Origin of the sequence: Brevibacillus porteri, assembly GCF_003013475.1 — a bacterium.
GTDB classification, from domain to species: Bacteria; Bacillota; Bacilli; order Brevibacillales; family Brevibacillaceae; genus Brevibacillus; species Brevibacillus porteri.
This window is the reverse complement of record NZ_PXZO01000017.1, coordinates 144,044-164,486: the sequence shown is the minus strand read 5'-3', so window position 1 is coordinate 164,486 and position 20,443 is coordinate 144,044. Positions and strand designations below refer to the sequence as shown.

Annotated in this window: 22 protein-coding genes and 2 pseudogenes; 23 read left to right on the top strand and 1 reads right to left on the bottom strand. The window is 44.7% G+C overall.

Annotated features, from left to right (window positions below; all coding sequences use genetic code 11):
• Window positions 1-14 precede the first annotated feature (14 nt).
• The 17 genes and pseudogenes from C7R92_RS10340 (at window position 15) to C7R92_RS10250 (ending at window position 15,441) form a co-directional block, all read left to right on the top strand.
• Window positions 15-683: a hypothetical protein gene (locus C7R92_RS10340; RefSeq protein WP_106834187.1), complete on the top strand. Its 669-nt coding sequence runs from the start codon at window positions 15-17 to the stop codon at window positions 681-683.
• Complete coding sequence (locus tag C7R92_RS10335) at window positions 680-2,104, top strand: contractile injection system protein, VgrG/Pvc8 family (RefSeq protein ID WP_017252074.1); 1,425 nt, start codon at window positions 680-682, stop codon at window positions 2,102-2,104. Before C7R92_RS10340 ends, C7R92_RS10335 begins: the two co-directional genes overlap by 4 nt.
• Window positions 2,105-2,176: 72 nt before the next feature.
• Window positions 2,177-3,322, top strand: a complete 1,146-nt coding sequence (locus tag C7R92_RS10330; RefSeq protein WP_106834186.1) for a pentapeptide repeat-containing protein — start codon at window positions 2,177-2,179, stop codon at window positions 3,320-3,322.
• A complete protein-coding gene (locus C7R92_RS10325) occupies window positions 3,319-3,870 on the top strand; it encodes an imm11 family protein (RefSeq protein ID WP_106834185.1) in 552 nt (183 codons plus the stop codon). Before C7R92_RS10330 ends, C7R92_RS10325 begins: the two co-directional genes overlap by 4 nt.
• Window positions 3,857-4,282: a DUF4280 domain-containing protein gene (locus C7R92_RS10320; RefSeq protein WP_106834184.1), complete on the top strand. Its 426-nt coding sequence runs from the start codon at window positions 3,857-3,859 to the stop codon at window positions 4,280-4,282. The genes C7R92_RS10325 and C7R92_RS10320 overlap by 14 nt, the downstream gene beginning before the upstream one ends.
• Before the next feature lie 10 nt (window positions 4,283-4,292).
• Window positions 4,293-7,052 (top strand): HNH endonuclease, encoded by a 2,760-nt coding sequence (locus tag C7R92_RS10315; protein ID WP_106834183.1) that lies wholly within the window; start codon window positions 4,293-4,295, stop codon window positions 7,050-7,052.
• Window positions 7,043-7,498 (top strand): SMI1/KNR4 family protein, encoded by a 456-nt coding sequence (locus C7R92_RS10310; protein ID WP_106834182.1) that lies wholly within the window; start codon window positions 7,043-7,045, stop codon window positions 7,496-7,498. Before C7R92_RS10315 ends, C7R92_RS10310 begins: the two co-directional genes overlap by 10 nt.
• A gap of 2 nt (window positions 7,499-7,500) precedes the next feature.
• A complete protein-coding gene (locus C7R92_RS10305; RefSeq protein ID WP_069848049.1) occupies window positions 7,501-7,965 on the top strand; it encodes an SMI1/KNR4 family protein in 465 nt (154 codons plus the stop codon).
• Between the two features lie 399 nt (window positions 7,966-8,364).
• The gene (locus tag C7R92_RS10295) at window positions 8,365-8,820 is read left to right on the top strand and encodes an immunity protein YezG family protein (protein ID WP_106834181.1); all 456 of its coding nucleotides are present in this window, start codon (window positions 8,365-8,367) and stop codon (window positions 8,818-8,820) included.
• A 1,203-nt stretch (window positions 8,821-10,023) separates the two neighbouring features.
• A pseudogene (locus C7R92_RS10285) lies at window positions 10,024-10,610 on the top strand (HNH endonuclease).
• A gap of 14 nt (window positions 10,611-10,624) precedes the next feature.
• The gene (locus tag C7R92_RS10280; RefSeq protein ID WP_106834180.1) at window positions 10,625-11,092 is read left to right on the top strand and encodes a DUF6985 domain-containing protein; all 468 of its coding nucleotides are present in this window, start codon (window positions 10,625-10,627) and stop codon (window positions 11,090-11,092) included.
• A gap of 348 nt (window positions 11,093-11,440) precedes the next feature.
• Window positions 11,441-11,665 (top strand): DNA/RNA non-specific endonuclease, encoded by a 225-nt coding sequence (locus tag C7R92_RS10275; RefSeq protein WP_106834179.1) that lies wholly within the window; start codon window positions 11,441-11,443, stop codon window positions 11,663-11,665.
• A 115-nt stretch (window positions 11,666-11,780) separates the two neighbouring features.
• Window positions 11,781-12,740, top strand: a pseudogene (locus tag C7R92_RS10270) (IS30 family transposase).
• A 115-nt stretch (window positions 12,741-12,855) separates the two neighbouring features.
• The gene (locus C7R92_RS10265; protein WP_106834178.1) at window positions 12,856-13,323 is read left to right on the top strand and encodes a DUF600 domain-containing protein; all 468 of its coding nucleotides are present in this window, start codon (window positions 12,856-12,858) and stop codon (window positions 13,321-13,323) included.
• Window positions 13,324-13,570: 247 nt separating this feature from the next.
• Window positions 13,571-13,915, top strand: a complete 345-nt coding sequence (locus tag C7R92_RS10260; RefSeq protein ID WP_106834177.1) for a hypothetical protein — start codon at window positions 13,571-13,573, stop codon at window positions 13,913-13,915.
• 404 nt (window positions 13,916-14,319) lie between these two features.
• Window positions 14,320-15,015, top strand: a complete 696-nt coding sequence (locus tag C7R92_RS10255) for a hypothetical protein (protein WP_106834176.1) — start codon at window positions 14,320-14,322, stop codon at window positions 15,013-15,015.
• 186 nt (window positions 15,016-15,201) lie between these two features.
• A complete protein-coding gene (locus C7R92_RS10250) occupies window positions 15,202-15,441 on the top strand; it encodes a DUF7660 family protein (protein ID WP_056493578.1) in 240 nt (79 codons plus the stop codon).
• Between the two features lie 24 nt (window positions 15,442-15,465).
• Here the strand turns inward: C7R92_RS10250 and C7R92_RS10245 are convergent, their stop codons facing one another.
• Window positions 15,466-15,720, bottom strand: a complete 255-nt coding sequence (locus tag C7R92_RS10245; protein ID WP_106834175.1) for a hypothetical protein — start codon at window positions 15,718-15,720, stop codon at window positions 15,466-15,468.
• A gap of 309 nt (window positions 15,721-16,029) precedes the next feature.
• Here C7R92_RS10245 and C7R92_RS10240 point away from each other — a divergent pair, with 309 nt between their 5' ends.
• From C7R92_RS10240 to C7R92_RS10215, 6 genes are read left to right on the top strand one after another with little or no spacing between them, the layout of a single operon-like run.
• Complete coding sequence (locus C7R92_RS10240) at window positions 16,030-17,499, top strand: contractile injection system protein, VgrG/Pvc8 family (protein ID WP_106834174.1); 1,470 nt, start codon at window positions 16,030-16,032, stop codon at window positions 17,497-17,499.
• A 17-nt stretch (window positions 17,500-17,516) separates the two neighbouring features.
• On the top strand, window positions 17,517-18,620 hold the full coding sequence (locus tag C7R92_RS10235) for a pentapeptide repeat-containing protein (RefSeq protein WP_106834173.1): 1,104 nt from the start codon (window positions 17,517-17,519) through the stop codon (window positions 18,618-18,620).
• A gap of 15 nt (window positions 18,621-18,635) precedes the next feature.
• Complete coding sequence (locus C7R92_RS10230; protein WP_106834172.1) at window positions 18,636-19,157, top strand: imm11 family protein; 522 nt, start codon at window positions 18,636-18,638, stop codon at window positions 19,155-19,157.
• A complete protein-coding gene (locus tag C7R92_RS10225; RefSeq protein WP_106834171.1) occupies window positions 19,154-19,795 on the top strand; it encodes a hypothetical protein in 642 nt (213 codons plus the stop codon). Before C7R92_RS10230 ends, C7R92_RS10225 begins: the two co-directional genes overlap by 4 nt.
• 15 nt (window positions 19,796-19,810) lie before the next feature.
• The gene (locus C7R92_RS10220) at window positions 19,811-20,092 is read left to right on the top strand and encodes a hypothetical protein (protein ID WP_106834170.1); all 282 of its coding nucleotides are present in this window, start codon (window positions 19,811-19,813) and stop codon (window positions 20,090-20,092) included.
• A gap of 39 nt (window positions 20,093-20,131) precedes the next feature.
• A complete protein-coding gene (locus C7R92_RS10215) occupies window positions 20,132-20,407 on the top strand; it encodes a hypothetical protein (protein WP_017252059.1) in 276 nt (91 codons plus the stop codon).
• Window positions 20,408-20,443 lie beyond the last annotated feature (36 nt).

Here is a 20,443-nt window from a genome sequence, read left to right as displayed (position 1 = left end):
CGAGAGGATGGTGAATGGAAATGGCGCGCATGGATGAAAGCATTATCGGCATGTTGAATGAGCTTTCCGGTGAGGATGCACAGCCAGCAGCAATACGTTTTGGTCCAAAGGGCAAAAACCGACTGGATGTCGTGAACAAATCATTTATTACCGTCGGGGAAGAGAGAATTCCCATGGAGGATAAGCGCGTTCTCGACGATCTCGTACAGATTCGACTCCCGAAGACATTTTCCATCATGGGTCCAGAAGTAGCAGCGCTGAAGTATCCATCGGAACGTAGGCCTTCACTGATTTATACGAACGAAACGGCGTCCATTAACTTGGCTTTCACCTATACCGAGAGCAAGCTGACCGATTCTCCTGCACAGCTGAAAGCCTTCATGGATGTCATGAAGCAGGTTTTGCGGAGAACACAGCCGCTCGCTCGTTGGCAGGAGGAAGGAATACGTGAGATTGCGGGGAACAGCGTCGGATTTTTCGAGTTTGTTGCGCCCGCATTGGATACGGACATTTACAACCTGATCAGCTTTGTCTCTCTACAGGAACGCGCTCTTCTCTGCACGTTCAATTGCACGGAGCAGGAGCTGTCGGACTGGAAGCCAATAGGCTGGGGGATCATGGATTCCTTGTCGCTCGTATCCACCAATTCGAATGAAAATGGGAAGGGAGAAGGGAAAATATGAGTCTTCCTGTCATTGCCTACAACAATTTGCAAATCTCTCCTTATCAATTGACGCATCTGGTAGAACTTACGATTACGAAAAAGATTAATGAGCACGCTCGCCTGACATTTACGGGGATCGTACCAGAAGAATTGAAGGACAGCTATGTAGAAATGACGGAAGCACAGACCCCGATCGAAATCAGTCAGGTGGATAGCGACGGCAACGCCACGCCGCTTTTTGCGGGGATTGTTCTGGAGATAGGCATCAAAGCCGTACGAGACGTTTATTATCTGTACGTCGAAGCTGTCTCGCCTACGTACAATCTCGACGTGAAGCGCAAGAGCCGTTCGTTTCAAAACAAAGCCATGACCTATGGTGCCCTTTTGAAAACAATCGCAGGAGAATACCCAGGCATGGACATGATGGACATGGCCTCCAATGGCGGGAAGCTGGGCTCCTTTACCATGCAGTATCAGGAGACGGATTGGCAGTTTCTCAAGCGGCTTGCTTCGCGTTTTCAGACCGGACTGATGCCGGCATCCGTTTTTGAAAAGCCAAAGTTCAGCTTTGGTGTGCCAGAGGGTGCCTCGAAAGGTAAGCTGGACGATTTTCACTATCGAGTGCGCAAAAATTTGAACGAATACCGCCATTCCTCGGAAAACGGGGTCAAGGGCGTGGATGAAAATGACTACATCTTTTACGAGGTCGAGACGGATCGCGTGCTCGATTTGGGCAACGGTGTGGATTTCAAAGGGAAGAGCCTGTATGTGTATGAGGCACATACCGAGATGAAGAAAGGCTTGCTCAAGCATAAGTATTTGCTTGCGTCCAAAAAAGGAATGAGCCAAAAGCCGCTCCACAATTCGCTCATTGTAGGGGCATCGGTGCAAGGAAAAGTCATTGAGGTCTCCAAAGACAACGTCAAAATCCACCTCGATATCGACGAGAAACAGAGCAAGAGCGAAGCGCACTGGTTCCCGTATTCCTCGGTTTATACGGCTGAAGGAAACAGCGGTTGGTATTGCATGCCGGAGCTCGATGACTACGTCCGCGTCTATTTTCCGAGCAACAAGGAAAGTGACGGGATTGCGATCAGCTCTGTCCGGAAAAATTCAGACGAGGGCGAAACGAACAAGCTCGGGAATCCCGATATCAAATACTTCCGCACGGCCAACGGAAAAGAACTGATGTTCAGCCCGTCGGAGGTATTGCTTAGCGCAAAGGACGGGGAAATCCTCATTCGCATGACCGATGCGGACGGCATTCAGATTTTCAGCAAGAAAAATATCAAGGTTGTCTCCGAAAAGGACATTTTGATGGATTCTGCCACGAAGGTGATTATCTCGGCGAAAGAGGAGATCAGTCTCACCTGCAAAGAGAGCAACATCAAGATGGACGGAAATACAAGCATCGTCGGGCAGGAGCTCAAAACCAATTGACACACATGGTTGCCACGCGGGTAACCGTGTGTTTGGTGTATGCAAAAACGGTGCGAAGAAGGGGGGATTGGCATGGAGAGAGAGGAAGCCTTGCAGCATTTCAAGGAGCACGAGGTGCCGAAGAGAACCATCGCCAGCCTGCATGCCTTGGATGCATACTATCAGGCGAATAAAGAGAGGCTGGCAAAAGAATTTCTCCGTTCCTTTGAAGCAATATGCAGACGCGTGATGGATAAGCAGGAGCAAGGGACAAAGGGCAAGCTGGCGTACTTGACCTATTCCATGCTGCGGACGGAGCTTCTTCTTGGAAGCAGTCATTATTTGCTGGAAGCTACGGACAGCAGTTGGTTTTTCGATCCGGTGGAGTGTCAAACCAGCTATGATGCGAGCTGGGCTTTCCGGTTTTTGGATCGGCTTGCAGAAGAATGGGACGAGGCTGCAAGAGCATATGCCGGACACGTAAAACTTCCCGATATTGAGCGAATCAAGCTCGTGGAGGCAGAGAAGTTTCATCAATATGTAGTCCACCTGATCCGTTATGCCATGGTGAAGGCTGTTCAGCTGGAGGTCTTCCAACAGGTGGACAAGGAGCCGGAGTTGGAGGTGCGTGTCGGAGAATATTTGGATCAAAGCGAGATCGTGTACTGTCTGGACACTCGCCACAAAGATTCCGAGATGATCCGTGCTTGGCTGGAGGAGAAGCAAGAGCTGGAATACGGCTACAAGGTTTTGGCTGGTCTCGATTTGGCACAAGGGCATTTCGACAGTTTGGACCTGCGCTATTCGGACTTGTCGGACAGTCACTTAACGAATGCAACCCTGCGCGAAAGTGTTTTGGTCGGAACGAGATGGCATCGTGCCCAGCTAAAAGCGGTTGATTTCGGCGACAGTCTCATTCACGGAGCGGATTTTTCCGGAGCGAATCTGCTAGGCGCGAGCTTTCGTGAAGCATCCGGGCCAAGGGGCCTTTTGGAGCCAGATGCGTGGGAGATGCCCGGTTTTGATGGTGTCTTGTTCATCGGGGCGTACTTGACCGGGACTGATTTTACTGGAGCCGATCTGCGCGGCGCAGACTTTACCGATGCGATTTTGACCGGAGCGAATTTTAGCGGAGCGCTTCTGGAGAGAGCCGTATTCTCGAAGGAATCTAGGGAGTCTATTCTGTTGGATGAGCTTCAGGAGCGACATGTCGTTTGGCGAGAGGGGAGTCAGGTATGAATTATTTCATCTTGTCACAGGACGAGCGCATAGCGAGTGCGGTAGAGCCAACCAACGTTTTTGACGTCATCCGGCAGGAGTGGCTCACCCCGGATTATCAGGAAGAGCTGGATGAGGCGATCATCCAGTTCGACATCAAGCAAAAGAAAGAGAACGACTATCTGGATTTTCTTGATAGACCGATCCCGCTCTATTCCAACCGCTTAAAGACAATCATCCACAAGTTCGCGCCGAAGCTGTTCGTCAAATCCGTCGTGCTGGTAGACAGGGAGCGGATCAAGCAGGATTTGTACTGGATGATGATCCTGCCGCGTGTGAACTGTTTGTCAGAGCAAAGCGAATTTCACAGGGACGGCTCGCTTAAAAGGCTGGTTCTTGATCCAGAAAAGATTGGACGCCATACGATTTTTCAAATCGAAGGGATTCGTGAACCGTATATCCTCATCGATTTGCGGCTGGCGGAGGCTTTGCTGCGCAGAGACTTTTTCGGTATCCGCTTGAAAAAAGCAGAGCAAGCAGAGAGGAGAATCAGTCATGCCCATGATTGAAGATGTCAACGTAGTGCCATCGTCCGCTCCGAAGAAAAGCTACGTCGTGGCAGGAGCGATTCTCACGTGCGACTACGGGAGCCAGAAGAACAAGCTGAAAACACCCTTTAGTCATGGCGTGTACATTCGCAACCAGGCACAGATGAACGTGAATGACTATATGCCGCAAGTGAACATCATGCCGTTTGGCAAATGCAAATGCGAGAAAAATCCAACCGTCGCGGCTGCTACTGCTGCCAACAACGGCGTACTCAAGCCGATGCCATGCATTCCCATGGTGACAATGCCCTGGATCGAAGGCAAGGCAGATGTACTCGTGGAAAATCATCCCGCCCTGTTAAACACCAGCACGAACATGTGCGTATATGGAGGCTGCATTCGCATCGAAGACGACGGACAGGAGCAATCGTGAGGGGGATTGTATGAAGACGACAGAGAAGCTGGCTGGATACGAGAATATCCAGTTGGTCTCACCCTTTGAAATCCAAAGCCTGCAAGATGTCAGAATCGTGAAGAAAGTAAATGAGCACGCCAGATTGTTCGTCACCGGAATCATCCCGGAGGAGAAAAGCGATCGGTACATCGAGATGGCGACGAGTGAGGATACAGTCGCGCTGAATTTGGTGGAAAACGGTTCGCTGACGAAGACACTGTTCAAGGGACTCGTGGATTCCGTCAGTGTGAACTTTATTCACGGCGTGTATCATTTGGAGCTGGAAGCGGTCTCGCACACGCAGCGAATGGACGGCCAGCGCAAGCTACGCTCTTTTCAAAACAAAAAAATGAGCTATGCGAGCCTGCTCGACGAAATCACGAAGGACTATCCCGGTTCGGATTATTTGGACCATGCTTCGAACGGAGCGCCGCTTGGGACCATCGCCATTCAGTATCAAGAGACAGACTGGCAGTTCTTGAAGCGTCTGGCCTCTCGTTTCGGCTCTATTCTCGTCGCTGAAGCGGTGGCGGATACGCCCAAGTTCTGGTTCGGCTTGCCCGAGGGACGCACTGCCCAACTGACAGACGCCAGCTACACCGTCAGCAAAAGGCTGTCGCCCTATATGGAAACGACCGAAAACGGCTACGCGGCGGGCATGTCGGAAAACGATTTTCTCACCTATGAAGTCGAAAGCGGACAGGTTCTCCAGCTCGGAGACCGCGTGAACTACCAGGGCAAAGAGCTGGTTGTCGCCGGGTCTACCACCAGAATCGACCATGCCCTTCTCATTCACACCTATCAGCTCATGCCCGAAGCAGGCATCCGACAAAATCCCATCCGCAACGACGATATCTGCGGCGCAGCTTTGGAAGGCAAGATCATCGACATCCAGAAGGATACCGTCAAAATCCACCTCAACATCGATCCGAAGCAGCCCAAGGCAGAGGCGAGCTGGTTCCCGTATGCCACGGTCTATTCAGCAGAGGGCAACAGCGGTTTTCACTGCATGCCGCAAATGGGCGACTCCGTCAAGCTGTACTTCTCCACACCAGATGAAGAAGGCGCCATGGCAGTCAGCTCCGTGCGAAAAGGTGGAGGCAGCACGGCGAAAACGGGCAATCCTGGCATCAAGTACTGGGGAACAAACTTCGGCAAAGAGCTGATGATGGGCGGCAAGGAGCTCGTTCTCACGGCAAAAGAGAGTGAAGAAGGCAATATTTTTATCAAGCTGCATGAAGAGGACGGCATCGAGATTCACAGCATGCATCCTATCGTTTTTTCTTCGGAAAAGGATATGGAGATTACGTCAGATACCAAGGTTGAGATCAAGGCCAAGGAAGCGATCTACCTCATGTGCAGCACCAGCAGCATGATTTTGGATGGAGAAGTAGATCTTCAAGCGCCGAAGATTGAGATGGTAGGGCTGACGAAGGCGCCTGTGGTTGTGGAGGATTTGCCGCAAGAGGAAGAAGAGGAAGAGGAGCAGCAGGAAGAGGAAGAGTCTGGCTGGGGTGGATTTCTGGATGGTGTACAGTTAGCGCTGGATGTTGTGGGACTCATTCCGGGTCTGGGAGAAATAGCGGACTTAGCGAATGCAGGAATCTCGCTCGCACGAGGAGACTATGCAGGAGCGGCGCTATCTCTGGCGGCGTGTATCCCTTTTGCCGGCTGGGCGGCTACCGGAGCCAAGCTGGGAGCAAAGGCGCATAAAGCACTTAAGGGAACGAAAGCGGGACAGAAAGTGCTTGAGGTAGCAGACTCAGCGGCGGATGTTGTGAAGAACGTAGCAAATGCCGTCGAAAGTACCGTAGGGAAGGTCTGGACTGCTGCCCGCAAAACACTAGACGAGATGGATGTGATGCAAGCCGTCCAGCGAATAAAGGAGCAGTTGTACGCTAGCGTCATGGCCGCAAAAGATGCAGTCATCAACAAGGCAACACAGATGAAAGAACAGCTTAAGCAGAAAGCTAGGAAGCTGCGCGATGATATGCAAGAAGGCTTGCAGAATGTAGCGGATAGTTTAGGGCCTCAGTTACAATCGGCGGAAGGGTTTCCAATAAAATTCTCGAATAAAAAAGATGTAGTGGAGCTTGCCCCTACGGAGAACCAACTGAAGTGGCGCGAAACATATGGGGGACCGAATGGGCAGAAGCCGAATCAAAAGCCGCCGGAGAAGCCGCCTGAGACTAAATCTAAACCTTCAAAAGAAGAGCAACAAAAAGCAATAGACAAAGCAATGGAAGATGCTGCTCGAAATCAACCAGCTTATACAAGAGTTCCGAATAAACCAAGAACATATAAAAACAAAGTTAGGAATGAAGATGGCACGACAACTTATACATTTGTCTCAAAGAAAAATGGAAAAGAATACAAAGTAACTTATGATAAAGCTGGGTTCCCAATATTTAATTCTAAACACGAAATTTCACTGCCTGAAAAACTGTACTTGGAGCCGGATGGAGTACAATTTGATTATTTGTCAAAAAAACTCTATGAGGAAATCATAAAGAACCCAGACCTAGCGAAAAAATTTACTAAAGAGGAAATTGAACTATTTAAAAATGGCTCCGTCCCAAAAACGTTGACATGGCATCATCATCAAGATAGTGGGAGGATGCAAATTGTTGACTATTTTGAACATCAAGTAGCCGGTCATACAGGAGGAAGAGCGATTTGGGGTGGAGGAGAGGCAGGTAGAAAGGGTCAAATCAAAAAGAAAATTCTGGAGATGTTATCATGGGATTGATTAGTTGGATGTTTGTAGAAAAAACTGTTGATGAAAAGACAATATCTTCTGTTGAGAATACGTTTGGTGTGAGGTTTCCGTCAGACTATAGGGAATGCGTTCAGAAATATAACGGTGGATACCCAAAACCCAATAAATTCGATTTTGACAATGGGACACAGGGAGTTTTTAATGATTTAATTAGTTTTACTGATGAAGTATTAAATATTCAAATGTTTTTTGACTTTAAAGATGTTCCGGGTACCATGGGAATAGTACCATTTGGCAGAGATCCGTTTGGAAATTTACTTTGCTTTGATTTTCGTAATTCTTTAGACAAACCTCAGATAGTTTTTTATGATCATGAAGAAAAAATAGAGAACGCAATAACTCCAATATGTAGATCATTTACGGAGTTATTGGAGAGAATGTATTCTTTAGAAGAAAATAAAGATAATGGAGGGTAAAAATGGGAATTAAATTTGATTATACATTTCAAGAGTTAAATAGAGAGGACATCGAAGGATTTGAGAAAAGAAATAACATAATACTCCCTAGCGACTACAAAGAATTTCTTTTGAAACATAATGGTGGAAAACCTAGTGCGAGGAGATTTGAAACTCAAGATGGTAAAATAACTTCATCAATAATGATGTATTTTCCTTTATCAGAACAGGCAGAGATGAATTTAGAAAACAAATATAGAATGTATACTATTGGTAAAATTGTACCCTCTAACTTTCTTCCTATAGGGATTGATCCAGCCGATAGTTTAATCTGTTTATCGGTAGGAGGGAATGATGTAGGAAAAGTTTATTTTTGTGACATGGATTATTTTGAGGAAGATAAGGAGTTAAAAGAAGAATTTATTGTCGTAATTGCTGATAGCTTTACAGATTTTACAAGTAAGTTGTTTATTCCTGATAACAGCTAATGTAGAAAAAATAGAATGGATTGTAATTCGTTTTTATCTCATCTGCACAAGAACGTGTGAGACAACTGCAAATGCTCATTCCGACTTAAACTCTGAGATGGAATGAGCATTTTTTGCATTTCCAAAACTCAATGAATAGTGGCTCACTTCGGAATATCAGGAAAAGCTGGATGAAGTATCATTCAATTCGACATAAAGCAAAGTGATAAAACGACTACCATAATTGCTTTACAGACTTATTCCGCCAAAGAAGAACCTCCCAAAAAAGTAACAATTGATGTTGAGATAGTTTACTCTGGTAATAATATGCGCCCGGACAAATTTATTGTTAAGTACACTATTGATGGTAAAGCAGGTAGTGCAAAATTTAAAAATTTTTAAAAGGAGTGGAATGTAGTTATGAAAGAATTTGAAGAAAGGTTTAGTGAATTGCAAGCAGATATGATATCCATATGTATGGAATATGTTGGAGAAAGGGCCAATAAAGTATATGTTTATGCTTCATGTGAAGAAGATATGATATCGAGCAGTTTCTATTATTTAATTAATAATAAATATGTAGAGTGTCATAAGTTGAATGATGTATTGGAGGATGGGGACGAAAGTTATGATGTTTCTACAGAAAGACAGTTTATGGTATTAAATATTATCAATGATAATATAGAAAAAATTGAAGAATTGTGTAAAGAATTTGAAAAAGACATGCCAACTGAGATGAAATTAATATATGATGCTACGAGTGGCAAGTTTCAAGCTGAATACAAGTATAATTTAGTGCACACAAATGATGATATAAAAACGGCTGATGACTTTGCTGATCAATGGTTTGAGGAGATAAAAAGTAAATCTCTTTAATGGCTCAATTTAAGAAGGCTCGGGTCTCCCAGTCTATCAATAATTTTGAGTATAAATGGTTTACAACCCTAGCAACAAGATCGTACAAAACCAACAAACCAAACACTAAAAACATGAAAAACAAGTCTATAAACTTTCAAAGGCTTATTCCAACTTGCCATACCAGGAGGAGTAAGCCTTTTTGTATGTTCAAAATAACAGGCGAAAGAAAGCGAAGAAGGCAATATTTTTATCAAACTGCACGAAGAGGACGGCATCGAGATTCACAGTATGCATCCAATCATATTTTCCTCGGAAAAGGATATGGAGATTACGTCAGATACGAAGGTCGAGATCAAGGCCAAGGAAGCGATCTACCTCATGTGCAGCATCAGAAGCATGATTTTGGACGGAGAAGTAGATCTTCAAGCGCCGAAGATTGAGATGGTAGGGCTGACGAAGGCACCTGTGGTTGTGGAGGATTTGCCGCAGGAGGAGGAAGAAGAGGAAGAGGAGCAGCAGGAAGAGGAAGAGTCTGGCTGGGGTGGATTTCTGGATGGTGTACAGTTAGCGCTGGATGTTGTGGGACTCATTCCGGGTCTGGGAGAAATAGCGGACTTAGCGAATGCAGGAATCTCGCTCGCACGAGGAGACTATGCAGGAGCGGCACTATCTCTGGCAGCGTGTATCCCCTTTGCAGGCTGGGCGGCAACCGGAGCCAAGTTAGGGGCCATAGCGCATAAAGCACTAAAGGGAACGAAAGCGGGACAGAAAGTGCTTGAGGTGGCGGATTCCGCAGCGGATGTTGTAAAGAACGTAGCAAATGCTGTCGAAAGTACCGGAGGGAAAGTCTTGACGGCTGCCCGCAAAACACTAGACGAGATGGATGTGATGCAAGCAGTTCAGCGAATTAAGGAGCAGTTGTACGCTAGCATCATAGCCGCAAAAGATGCTGTCATCAACAAGGCAACACAGATGAAGGAACAGCTCAAGCAAAAGGCTAGGAAGCTGCGCGATGATATGCAAGAAGGCTTGCAGAATGTAGCGGATAGTTTAGGCCCTCAGTTACAATCGGCGGAAGGGTTTCCACTAAAATTCTCGAATAAAAAAGATGTGGTAGAGCTTGCCCCTACGGAGAACCAACTGAAGTGGCGCGAAACATATGGTGGACCGAATGGGCAGAAGCCGAATCAAAAGCCGCCTGAAACTGATGGGACGAGTAAAATTGATGATGCTCCACCAGCTTTCAAACAAACTGAATTTGCAAGTTCATACGAAGCAAGATATAGGCAAACTCCAGCTCCTGATAATCCGAAAATTGGGTTTGAAGGAGCGAGAGGGGAGTCAAAAGCTATCCTTAAGCCACCGCTGACCCTAAGATCAAGAAGATATTAGACGATGCTGGGATTGATGGTACACAATATAAAAATGCGGTTCCCGATTTTTCACCAGTTGCAAAAGGACAATTCGAAATTGAATATATGTTAGGTGGAAAAGTTATTGATAGGAAAGATTTTGGTGGAAAAGCTAGAGCTTATAACTTTGTACAAGCAGATTCTAAATTAGCTGACCAGCTCAACAATTCTCCTGAACTAGCTCGTCAATTTGGAATGGAGTCGGGAGGAATAACTGCAAAAGATATAGAAAAATACAGGGAAAGAAACAAATTTACATGGCATGAATTAAATGACGTCAAAACAATACAACTTGTTCCAACAATTATAAATGGTAAATTTGGTCACCTTGGCGGTGTTGGAGAGATAAATACGGGCGCTTTTGAGCCTGGCCGATTTGCCAATAAACGAGGGTAGTAGGGGATTTTACTATGAAAAAAAATGATCCGATTTTTGGAGAACTTGATTATGACTATATTTGGTCTAAAGATACCAATATAAATTTTTTTGGAAAAGAAGTGGAGATTGCACTTATTATTAAAGGTGACGAAGATGGAGAATTCGAAGAAGATCAGTACAAAGCATATCAATCTTTAATGGAAAATTGGGACGAATTGCACCCAAGCTTCTTGCAACCCATTTTAGAATATTATAAAGAAAAGCGACATGAGTTAGGTTATGATATAGCAATTGATGAGAACTATCCGCTTGTGGAAACAACGGACAAAATTCTTGAAATGATAAGTTTAGATAGTATTGTTGTTCCATATGCAGGGATTTATGAAGGTCGAGATATGGGAGTACTATTTAAGTGCACATGGGATGTTGAAAATGGTGTTGGACTCAGATTATTAGACGAAAAAGTAACTGAAGTAGGCTATCAAGATGTTGCTAATTAAATAACACACTTAACCCATGTAATACCCGTATAAAGGTTTCTTCATTTTGGTTGTACGCACATGCTTGAATTTTATACCCTATTTAATGCAATAGCGTTACGTTTAACAGGTCGATTATGGTCAGATAATACCATGGTTGACCTGTTTTTTGTAATCTTCTTTTTCTTGTATTACAGAAATTTCCATATTAACTGTAGCACCTAAGAAGAGCGAGGAGGGCAATGTCTTCAGGGGACCAACTGGACAGAAGTCGAATCAAAAGCCGCCTGAAATTGATGGATCCGGAAATGCTCTTATTAAACAATTGTCGATAATCCATTTGATGAAACAGGAAAACTTAAACCGAATGTGAAGTATAAAGCAGGTGAACACAAATATGACTATGAAACTGATCATCTGGGCAAAATTGAAAGCTTTAAAGCGGATGATCTGAAATTAACTACAAGAGATGAACGATTGCCACATGAGTCAAATACGCCAGGTGAGGAACCTAGTGACCATACAGAGCATTTGGCAGGTGATAGGTTTGGGGGGTCACCAGATATCGATAACCTTTTGTGTCTGTTGACGTAAAAATAAGACGGATTGTAATATGAAGTGCGACACCAACGCATAGGTAAAAAAATGGCCCATGATTGATTCGTGTAAAATGAAGTTACCACACCACATTTACACAGGGGAATCAATCATGAGTTATTCACATCTTAGCATAACAGAGCGCAGTCAGCTAGCATTGCTACATCGTCTTGGTTGGTCTACCCGGGCCATTGCCACTGAACTCAAACGTCATCATTCTACCATTGCCCGCGAGTTAAATCGGGGAGGTGGAGCAGATGAATATCAAGCTGAGGCTGCTCATGCAGCTTACGATAAACGTCGAAAGTGTTCGGTTTCCCGTGGCAAATGGACAACTGAACGGGAGTCCTACATTGCTGAGAAATTGGCGCAAACCTGGTCTCCTGAGCAGATTGCTGGACGGATTCGTCAGGTATGTTCAGAACAGGCTGTTTCGTTTAAAACGATATACCGCTGGATCTATCAAGGCCTTTTGGTCAAGGGAAATACTACTGTCCTTACGTCACAAAGGCAAACGCCGAGACCCTCGCGAAACTCGTGGCCGATTTAACGTGGGTAAGTCCATTCAGCAACGCCCAAAAGAGGTAAGAAAACGCGACAGTTTTGGTCATTGGGAACTGGATACGGTAGTTTCTAGTCGAGGAAAAAGTAAAGCATGTGTAGCTACTTTTGCCGAGCGTAAGACCCGCCTCTATCTCGCCGTCAAGATGCCTGATCGAACCTCAAAGTCTTTCGAGAAGGCATTTGGTATAATGGCTGACTCGTTTCCCAAGGGTACGTTTCAAACAGCCACTGTTGATCGAGGAAAAGAATTTGCCTGTTATGAACGTTTGGAATCAGCACATGACCTAGATGTCTACTTTGCCGATCCGTACTCTTCATGGCAACGCGGCACCAACGAGAATGCTAACGGACTTCTCCGTGAATTCTTCCCCAAAGGAAAAGACTTCGCCGAGGTCTCTGTGGAAGAATTGGTTCATGTATTGCATCTCATTAACAATCGACCAAGAAAATGTTTAGGCTGGAAAACCGCTCACGAATCATTCTTGAAGCTCTGTCGCACTTGGCTTGACAATCCGTCATAAATTATGAGGGGGATTCGCTACGAGCGTCTAGTATTAATATAAATTACATAATAGATGGTGAGCTAAAAGTTTTTGATTTAGTAAATTAAAGGAGATTGGACTATGACAAAAGTATTTGAAGATTATTTTTCAGAACTACAGGCAGATATGGTGTCCATTTGTCTTGAGTATGTAAATAATAAAGCTGATATGATCTATATATACGCTTCGAATGAGTGTGGACAATTTAGTACAGATGTATTTTATCAGATTAACAAGGTTATTGTTAAAAAACACAAGGTTAATGATGCAGTATTAGACACTAATAGTAATTCAAGACCTATCTATGATATATCAAAAGAGAGACAAGTTACGTTACTCAACATTCTAAATAAAAATCTCCGTGAAATTGGTGATTTGTGTAAGAAAAATAACAGGGAAATGCCCACGGAGATGAAAGTGATTTATGATGCATCTGAGAACAAATTAAATGCTCAATATAGTTACGAGATAAAATATACTAATGATCCTGAAAAATTACCTAGTCATATATTCAATGATTGGTTCGAAGAAATGGGTGGAAAAATATAAGGACAATGTATGGGGGAAAAAGAACCGTACATTACAATAAAAAGTACCTACAATAAATAACATAACTATCACATGATAAACTTTCCAAGGCTTATTCCACTTGAATGATGAGGAGGAAGAAGCCTTTTTGGCGCTTGGAGATCCACTTTCCCGTCCAGAATCATGTTGCTGGTGCTGTACAGAGGTAAATAGCTTCATTTGTTGGCATGGGCGTTTTTATAGAATATTTTAGAAGGAGGAATTCTCTTTGACTAAAATAACCATAATAATCCAATCAGAAAGTACAAGTAATTTGTTAATGACTATCAAGAAACACACTGCTTTAAGTCTATCAGTGATAAAAAATCATATTAGTAATAATAGTTCTCTCATGGAAGTTGATAATGTTAATAATGAAGAGATGGAAAAAATGAAGGGTTTAGTAGAAGGTTTAATTAAATATAAAGCTAATTTTAAACTTTATGATCAGGATGAAGATTGCAAAGAAGAGTTGCCACTGGAACATTTTATGAATAGCTTTGAATTGTCACGACAAATTGCTGATGATAGAGAAAGATTGGATGATATTTTAGTAGAGGAAGACGACGAATAATGTAAACTGGACTGGAAAAGGGTCTGTCAAGAATTTGTGTAAACCCATGTAATCTCCAAAAAAATAAGCATATAAGAAATCAAATAAACAAGAAACAACTTGATTATCAATTGGTAAACTTTCAAAGGCTGATGTCCATCTTTCAACAATGAGATGGAATCAGTCTTTTTGCATGCGCAAAATCAAATGAGCAGTTTGCTTACACCGGACGATCAGGAAGAGCCGTATACATAGCTTTCAATGAATGGCAATCCAGCTCGGCCCAGGCCTCTCCTAGGCTTTTTGTGTTTTTCCCAAATCCCACACTTTCCCCTTACTTTTCACGAGGTTATCCCGAACATTCCCAATGCCCGTACGTTACGATTGGTTTGTAAGAAACAATAGTAGACAGGGAGTGTTCACACATGAAAAAAATGCTTTCCGTATCTGTAATCGCAGCGAGCTTGTTGGCAACGAGTGCCGTAGGAGCTTTTGCCGCTGAGAAAGAAGGGAAAGAAGCAGGGTGGAGGAGCCTGCCTGAAGTTCAAGCACTAAAAGCACTACAAGTGGAGCAAAAAGCTCTCCAAGATAAACTGAAAGCTCAAACCCAGACCAACAAACAAGCATGGGACATTCTTTGGGGCGATGTGACGCCAGAAGTACGTGAAACCGTGAAAAGTGCGCTGGCAGAGACAAAGCCGCTGCGAGAAGAGAACAAGGCGCTGTCTGCCGAATTGAAAGAAGCGAAGAAAGCAAAGGATAAAGAAAAGGTAGCGAGCATCAAGGCTGAAATCGCCGCGAACCATACAGCTATCGAAGAAAAACTCGCTCATGTCCAAACTGAATTGGCGCAGGTAAAAGAGAAAAAAGCTTCTTTCAAAGAGATGAACCAAGAATTGAAGCCAATCCGCACAGAAAAGAAAGCGAACAAAGAGCAAGCAAAAGAACTGAAAACAAATGAGAAAAACGCAGTGAAAGAAGCAAAAGAAGTATTCAAGTCCGGTGACAAGGAGCAAGCAGCTGCATCCTTGCAAGAGGCTGCTGATCTGTTGAAAGAACTGATCGAGGTACAAACCGAGATTTTGGAGCAAAAGCAAGCGATTTCCGAGATTATTCAATAAGGAACGTCTCCGAGAATAGTGACAGCCCGAATCCTGTTATTGACTAGACAGATGTTCCCCCTCACATAAGAGACAGAAAGCCCGTTGCACGCCAGCGGGCTTTTTTCATTCCCCAATTCGTCAAACTCCTTTGGAACATCTATAGTAAAATAGAAGATAAAGACATAGGGGTAGGAGGAGTTTCGCATGGATATTCTAGAGAGAGCGGGTACGGTTGAGAGCAGAGAGGATATGGTTCAATTCATTTCTCACTTGATTAAGGATTATCAGCAAAATAAAAAAGAGTGGGCGAATATGTCCCTGGAAGAGTTCCTAAGTGGGATGGAGTCATGGATTGAAGATTGTGATAATATGTTAGCTGATCTTGAAGATGTAGACTGGAATTTGTTTGCTACCATTTTAATTGCAGGAAGCCGTTATGAGTAAATAGGAAAGGCCCTTGAACTAAATTCAAGGGCCTTTGACGATATAAGGGTTATCAATTTCTTCCCCGAGATTATCCAAATCTCGCGTAATATTGATGATAATTAAGTATCTCGACTTGCCTTTATGCTTTCCCAGATCGACAACTTGATGTACCTCGATTACATCGTTTTCATACTCTTTATGAGAGTAGCACATTTCATATAGCGTGGATGTAAGTTCTGTGTTGTTCAAATTCGCTATCTCCAATTCTACAAATACTTGATTTTTCTTTATGTTCACCTGGATTCTCTCCCTTGTTTGATCTCTATGAATTCCCCTATCATCCTATAAATGGTAGCGCAATTGCAAATCGCAGGAATACTCGAGGTAAAAGAAGGACTTCCATCGGGCTCTCGAGCAGATAAGAAATGGTACAAAGCCTCTCCCTTTGCCTCCAAATCATACCATTCAGGACTAATGACCCATTCAAAAAATCCCAAATAATACCGATTGTAAGATTGTGTGTAAAATAATGGTCTTATTTGGAAGGGTGAATCCATTTCCCTAGGAGCATCGGAGAAGGGGGTTCATCTGGCAGGGAGGGGATACATGAGCAATCGAACACTCACTTATGGAGATATACAAGTTTCGCCCTATGAATTTACTCATCTGCAAACGATGAAAGTCGTGAAAAAAATGAACGAGCATGCGCGACTGACGCTCACGGGGATTATTTCTGAAGAGCGAAAAGATAGCTACGTGAACCAGACAAATGCGCAAACGCTGATCAGCGTGGCACTGGCGGATGAATCGGGCAAGCCGAAAACATGGTTCCAGGGCATCGTCTTGCGCGTCCATGTTAAAGCGGTTCGCGGTATTTATTACTTGTCGCTGGAGGCAATTTCTCATACCTATTTGTTGGATGTCAAAACGAGAAAGCGTTCGTTTCAAAATCCGGCGATGACCTATGCGGGGCTCGTGAAAACGGTGCTGTCCGGGTACGGAAAAGCTGATTTTATTGACTCTGTTACGAACGGAAAGGCTTTGAATACGTTTGTCATGCAGTATGAAGAAACCGATTGGCAGTTCCTGAAGAGGATGGCGTCGCGCTTTTATACAGGTTTGATCCCGACAACGGCTTTTGACATTCCCAAGTTTTATTTCGGTTTGCCAAAAGGTCAAGATAAAGGAAAGCTTGCGGTTAGTCATTATACGGTGCATAAGCGTGTGGGGGATTATCAGAGTGATGCTGAGAACAAGGTTCCAGGAATCGATGACCAGGACTATACCGTGTATGAAGTACAGAGCGAACGAGTGCTGGAGGTCGGCAATGAGGTGAACTTCAAATCCAGACCACTTGTGGTCGGAGAAGCGGTCACAGAGATGAAGGAAGGCATTGTCACACACACGTACAAGCTTTATCCACGCCTAGGTCTGGCGCGTAAGAAGCAGTATAACCATGCCATCATCGGGGCGTCCATCCAAGGCCGGGTGCTGCAAGTCCAGAAGGACAATGTGCGGGCCAAGCTGGACATGGATGATCAGCAGGATCAGAGCACGGCATATTGGTTCCCTTACTCCACCATTTATGCCTCCGAGGATCAAACTGGATGGTATGTCATGCCAGAGCTGAACGACCAGATTCGGATTTATTTCCCGAGCAAAAAAGAAGAGGACGGTATCGCGATCAGCTCTGTTCTCAAGGAAATACCAGACGACGACAAGCCAGCGCCCAAACAGAAATCCTCACCGAAAAGCAGTGCAGGAGGAGGAGGCGGTGGAGACCGAATGAAGGACCCTGCGGTAAAAACGTTTCGTACCAAGTATGGCAAGGAAATCGTACTGGCTCCGGACAAAATTGTGATCACGACAGGAGATATGTCGATTACGATCAGTGATACGAGTGGAATCGATATCCAGAGCAGCCAGAATGTGAACATTACAGCCGGTAAGGACATGAAACTGTCAGCTGCTTCTCTTCATATTAGTGCGGATAAAGTAGAACTGAGTGGAAAAGGAAATACGATCAAATTGGAAGAAAAGATCGAGATGAAAGGTTCGGAAATCAAGATGAACTAGAGGGGGCACTTACATCGATGAAGAAAGAGGAAGCGCTCCAGCATCTGCACGATAACACCTTCCGGCCAGCGTTGGCTGAAAGCGTAACGGCACTCGAGCGCTATTTCCAGCAAAACAAGGATCAGCTCGTCCAGGAGTTCGTGGAGTCTTTTCGGCAAATGCTCCAGCATATTGACTTCATGCAGAACAATCAGGAGCTTCCCCCTGTCGGTTTTATTCACTACTCGTTGCTTCGGACAACGGTATTGGATGGCACACACACATTTTTAATAGAGGCTTATACGGATCAATGGTACTGGGAGCCAGTGGAATGCTATGCACGATACGATGCAGCGTGGACATTGCAAGAGGTGTCCACGCTGATTTCGCTACTGGACGAACGCCGAAAAATGTACATGGGGATCATACACGCAGCTGATGTGGAGTATATGGTCCTAAAGGAAATGGAGCTTTTCTGTCAGTTTGTCACAGCGCTTTCCCGAGTAGCGATTCCGGAAGTTATCAAGCTGCCTGAGTACCAACAGATTAGGAAAGCGGATCGTCTGTACATACGAGTGGGCGAATTCAAAGACATCAGCGAAGTGGTGTACGTAGAAGAGCGAATCAAGCGGGAGGAGAAAGAGAGCAGAAGCCTGCTTGGGCAACCAAAAGGAACGTTTTGCACCCATGAAACATTCGCCCACATGGATTTGCCGCGAAGCAATGTGGATGCACTGGATTTGCGCTATTGCGATTTTAGTGGCAGTAATCTTACGGACAGTCAGTTCCATGAGTGTGTCCTATTCGGAACAAGATGGGTAAAGAGCAAGCTTCAACGCACCGATTTCAGCCATTCGCTTCTTTGTGATGCCGATTTTCGTCATGCTGACTTGAGTGGAGCCATCTTCTCTTATGCCGAGGGACAAGGAGTAAGTGCGGACGAGCTACATCGTGTACCGGGCTTACTCGGTGTCCAATTTGCATATGCTGATTTGGAAGGAGCGGATTTTCGCCATTCTCGTCTGTATCATGCGAATTTTCATGGAGCGAATATGCGGAATGCCGTTTTTTTCGAGAAGGACCGGGAGCGCTTTGCATTGAGTGAAGGACAGATACAGCAGATTGAGTGGAAAACGGAATAAAGGAGGCGGGATGACATGCGCGATTATTATTTGCTAGCAGATGACGGTCGAATAGCTCAAAGGGTCGTACCATCGGGGCTGGGGCTGCAAAAGGAAAACACCTTCGAGCAACTCCCGCCGATATCCGTTCTCGAGGTGAACATGGATGGGGCCAATGCCTGCACAGATTGGTTGGAAAAGCCACTGCCGATGATTTCGGAGCGGATGAAAACCATTACTGCCAAATACAATCCGAGTGTACAATGGAAGCGCGTCGATTTGATCGACAGCGAAACCAATCTGCGAAACGTTTACTGGGCCATGCAAGTACCTGCTGTAGATTGCCTTTCCATGGAGACTGCGTTTCATTTGAATGGAACAGTAAAGAGGCTTGTATTAGATACCGATAAGATAAAGGCACATCATTTCTTTAAGATTCAGGGGGTTTTGGAGCCGTATATCGTGGTGAGTCTGGATGCTGCGGAAAGCTTCCTTCGCAGAAGCTTGAACGGATTTGTTTTGCAAAAAGTGGAACAGGCAATGCGGAGGGAGCCATGACGATCTACTGGGATGAAAAGATTTTGGATGTATGGAACAGCATCCAGACACGGCGTCAATTAGCTGAAATGGAAGAACAGCAGGTGCAATTGACGCTTGCGGAGTGTTTGGATGGTGTGCAAAAAGGCTACATGGAGTACGAAGGACGCAGATTCGAATTCGAGGAGAAGGTTCTCTTTGACGGGCAGCTCGGCATTCAGTTGCCCCGTTCGATGCAGCTCATGCCGAGGGGACGCGGGTCAAATAGCGCAGGGAATCATCAGCACGAGCAGCTTACCTATAAAGAGGAAAATAGCGAGGTTATGCTCGGCATGAATCATATGGCACATCTGTTACCGATGAGCGGCGTGGAATCGTTTGTGCAGGCGATGACAGCACAAATTAAAAAGGCGCAGGCAGGCTTGCAGGTCGTACATAATGAGCTGATCGAACAGGATGGATGCAGGGTTGCCTGCAGCGAATTCATCATTCCGGTCGAGGACAAAACCTACTATCAAATCTTGTTCGCGACATCGGTAAACGGGCGGGCACTACTCGGGAGCTTTCATTTTGAGTCTGAAGAAGTGCTCGTATGGCAGCCTCTGGCTCATGCGTTGATTCGCACGCTACGGGTTGAGCAAAATGTGAACATGACATAACAGGGAGGTTTCCAATTGGAACAGCAGCAACATCAACAGCAACTGCAAGTGAACGTGCCTGAAAATGAACGGGTCATGTCGGTCAAGGAATGGTTGATTACTTTTTTAATTATGATGGTGCCCGTGGTCAACCTCGTGATGTATTTTGTTTGGGCATTTGGCAGTGAAGGAAATCTAAACAGAAAGAACTGGGCAAAAGCAAACTTGCTGATTATGGGCGTTTGCATCGGGTTGTACTTATGCGTATTCTTTTTTATTCTGATCTTGGCATTCATTGGAGCATCGGTTGAACAATAGCGAGAACGGTGGATTGGCAAAAAATGTGGAGGGTATAGAATGGATCATCAAACGTATGTGGAAGGAAGCGTAGCGGAAAACGAAAAGGTCATGACGATGAAAGATTGGATAATCGTCTCGTTGTTCATGATGATTCCGATCGCGAATATTGTTTTGTTATTTGTTTGGGCTTTTGGTTCAGATGGGAATCTGAATCGTAAAAACTGGGCAAAAGCCGGTTTGTTGTTAATGGCCATTCTTATGGGTATATATTTCGTCTTTGGTACGATAACCGCAATTATCACGTTTATTTTAATCGCCATGGAAGGGCAATAAGGGACGATACTAAGACGTCTACAAGGCATATTCCAA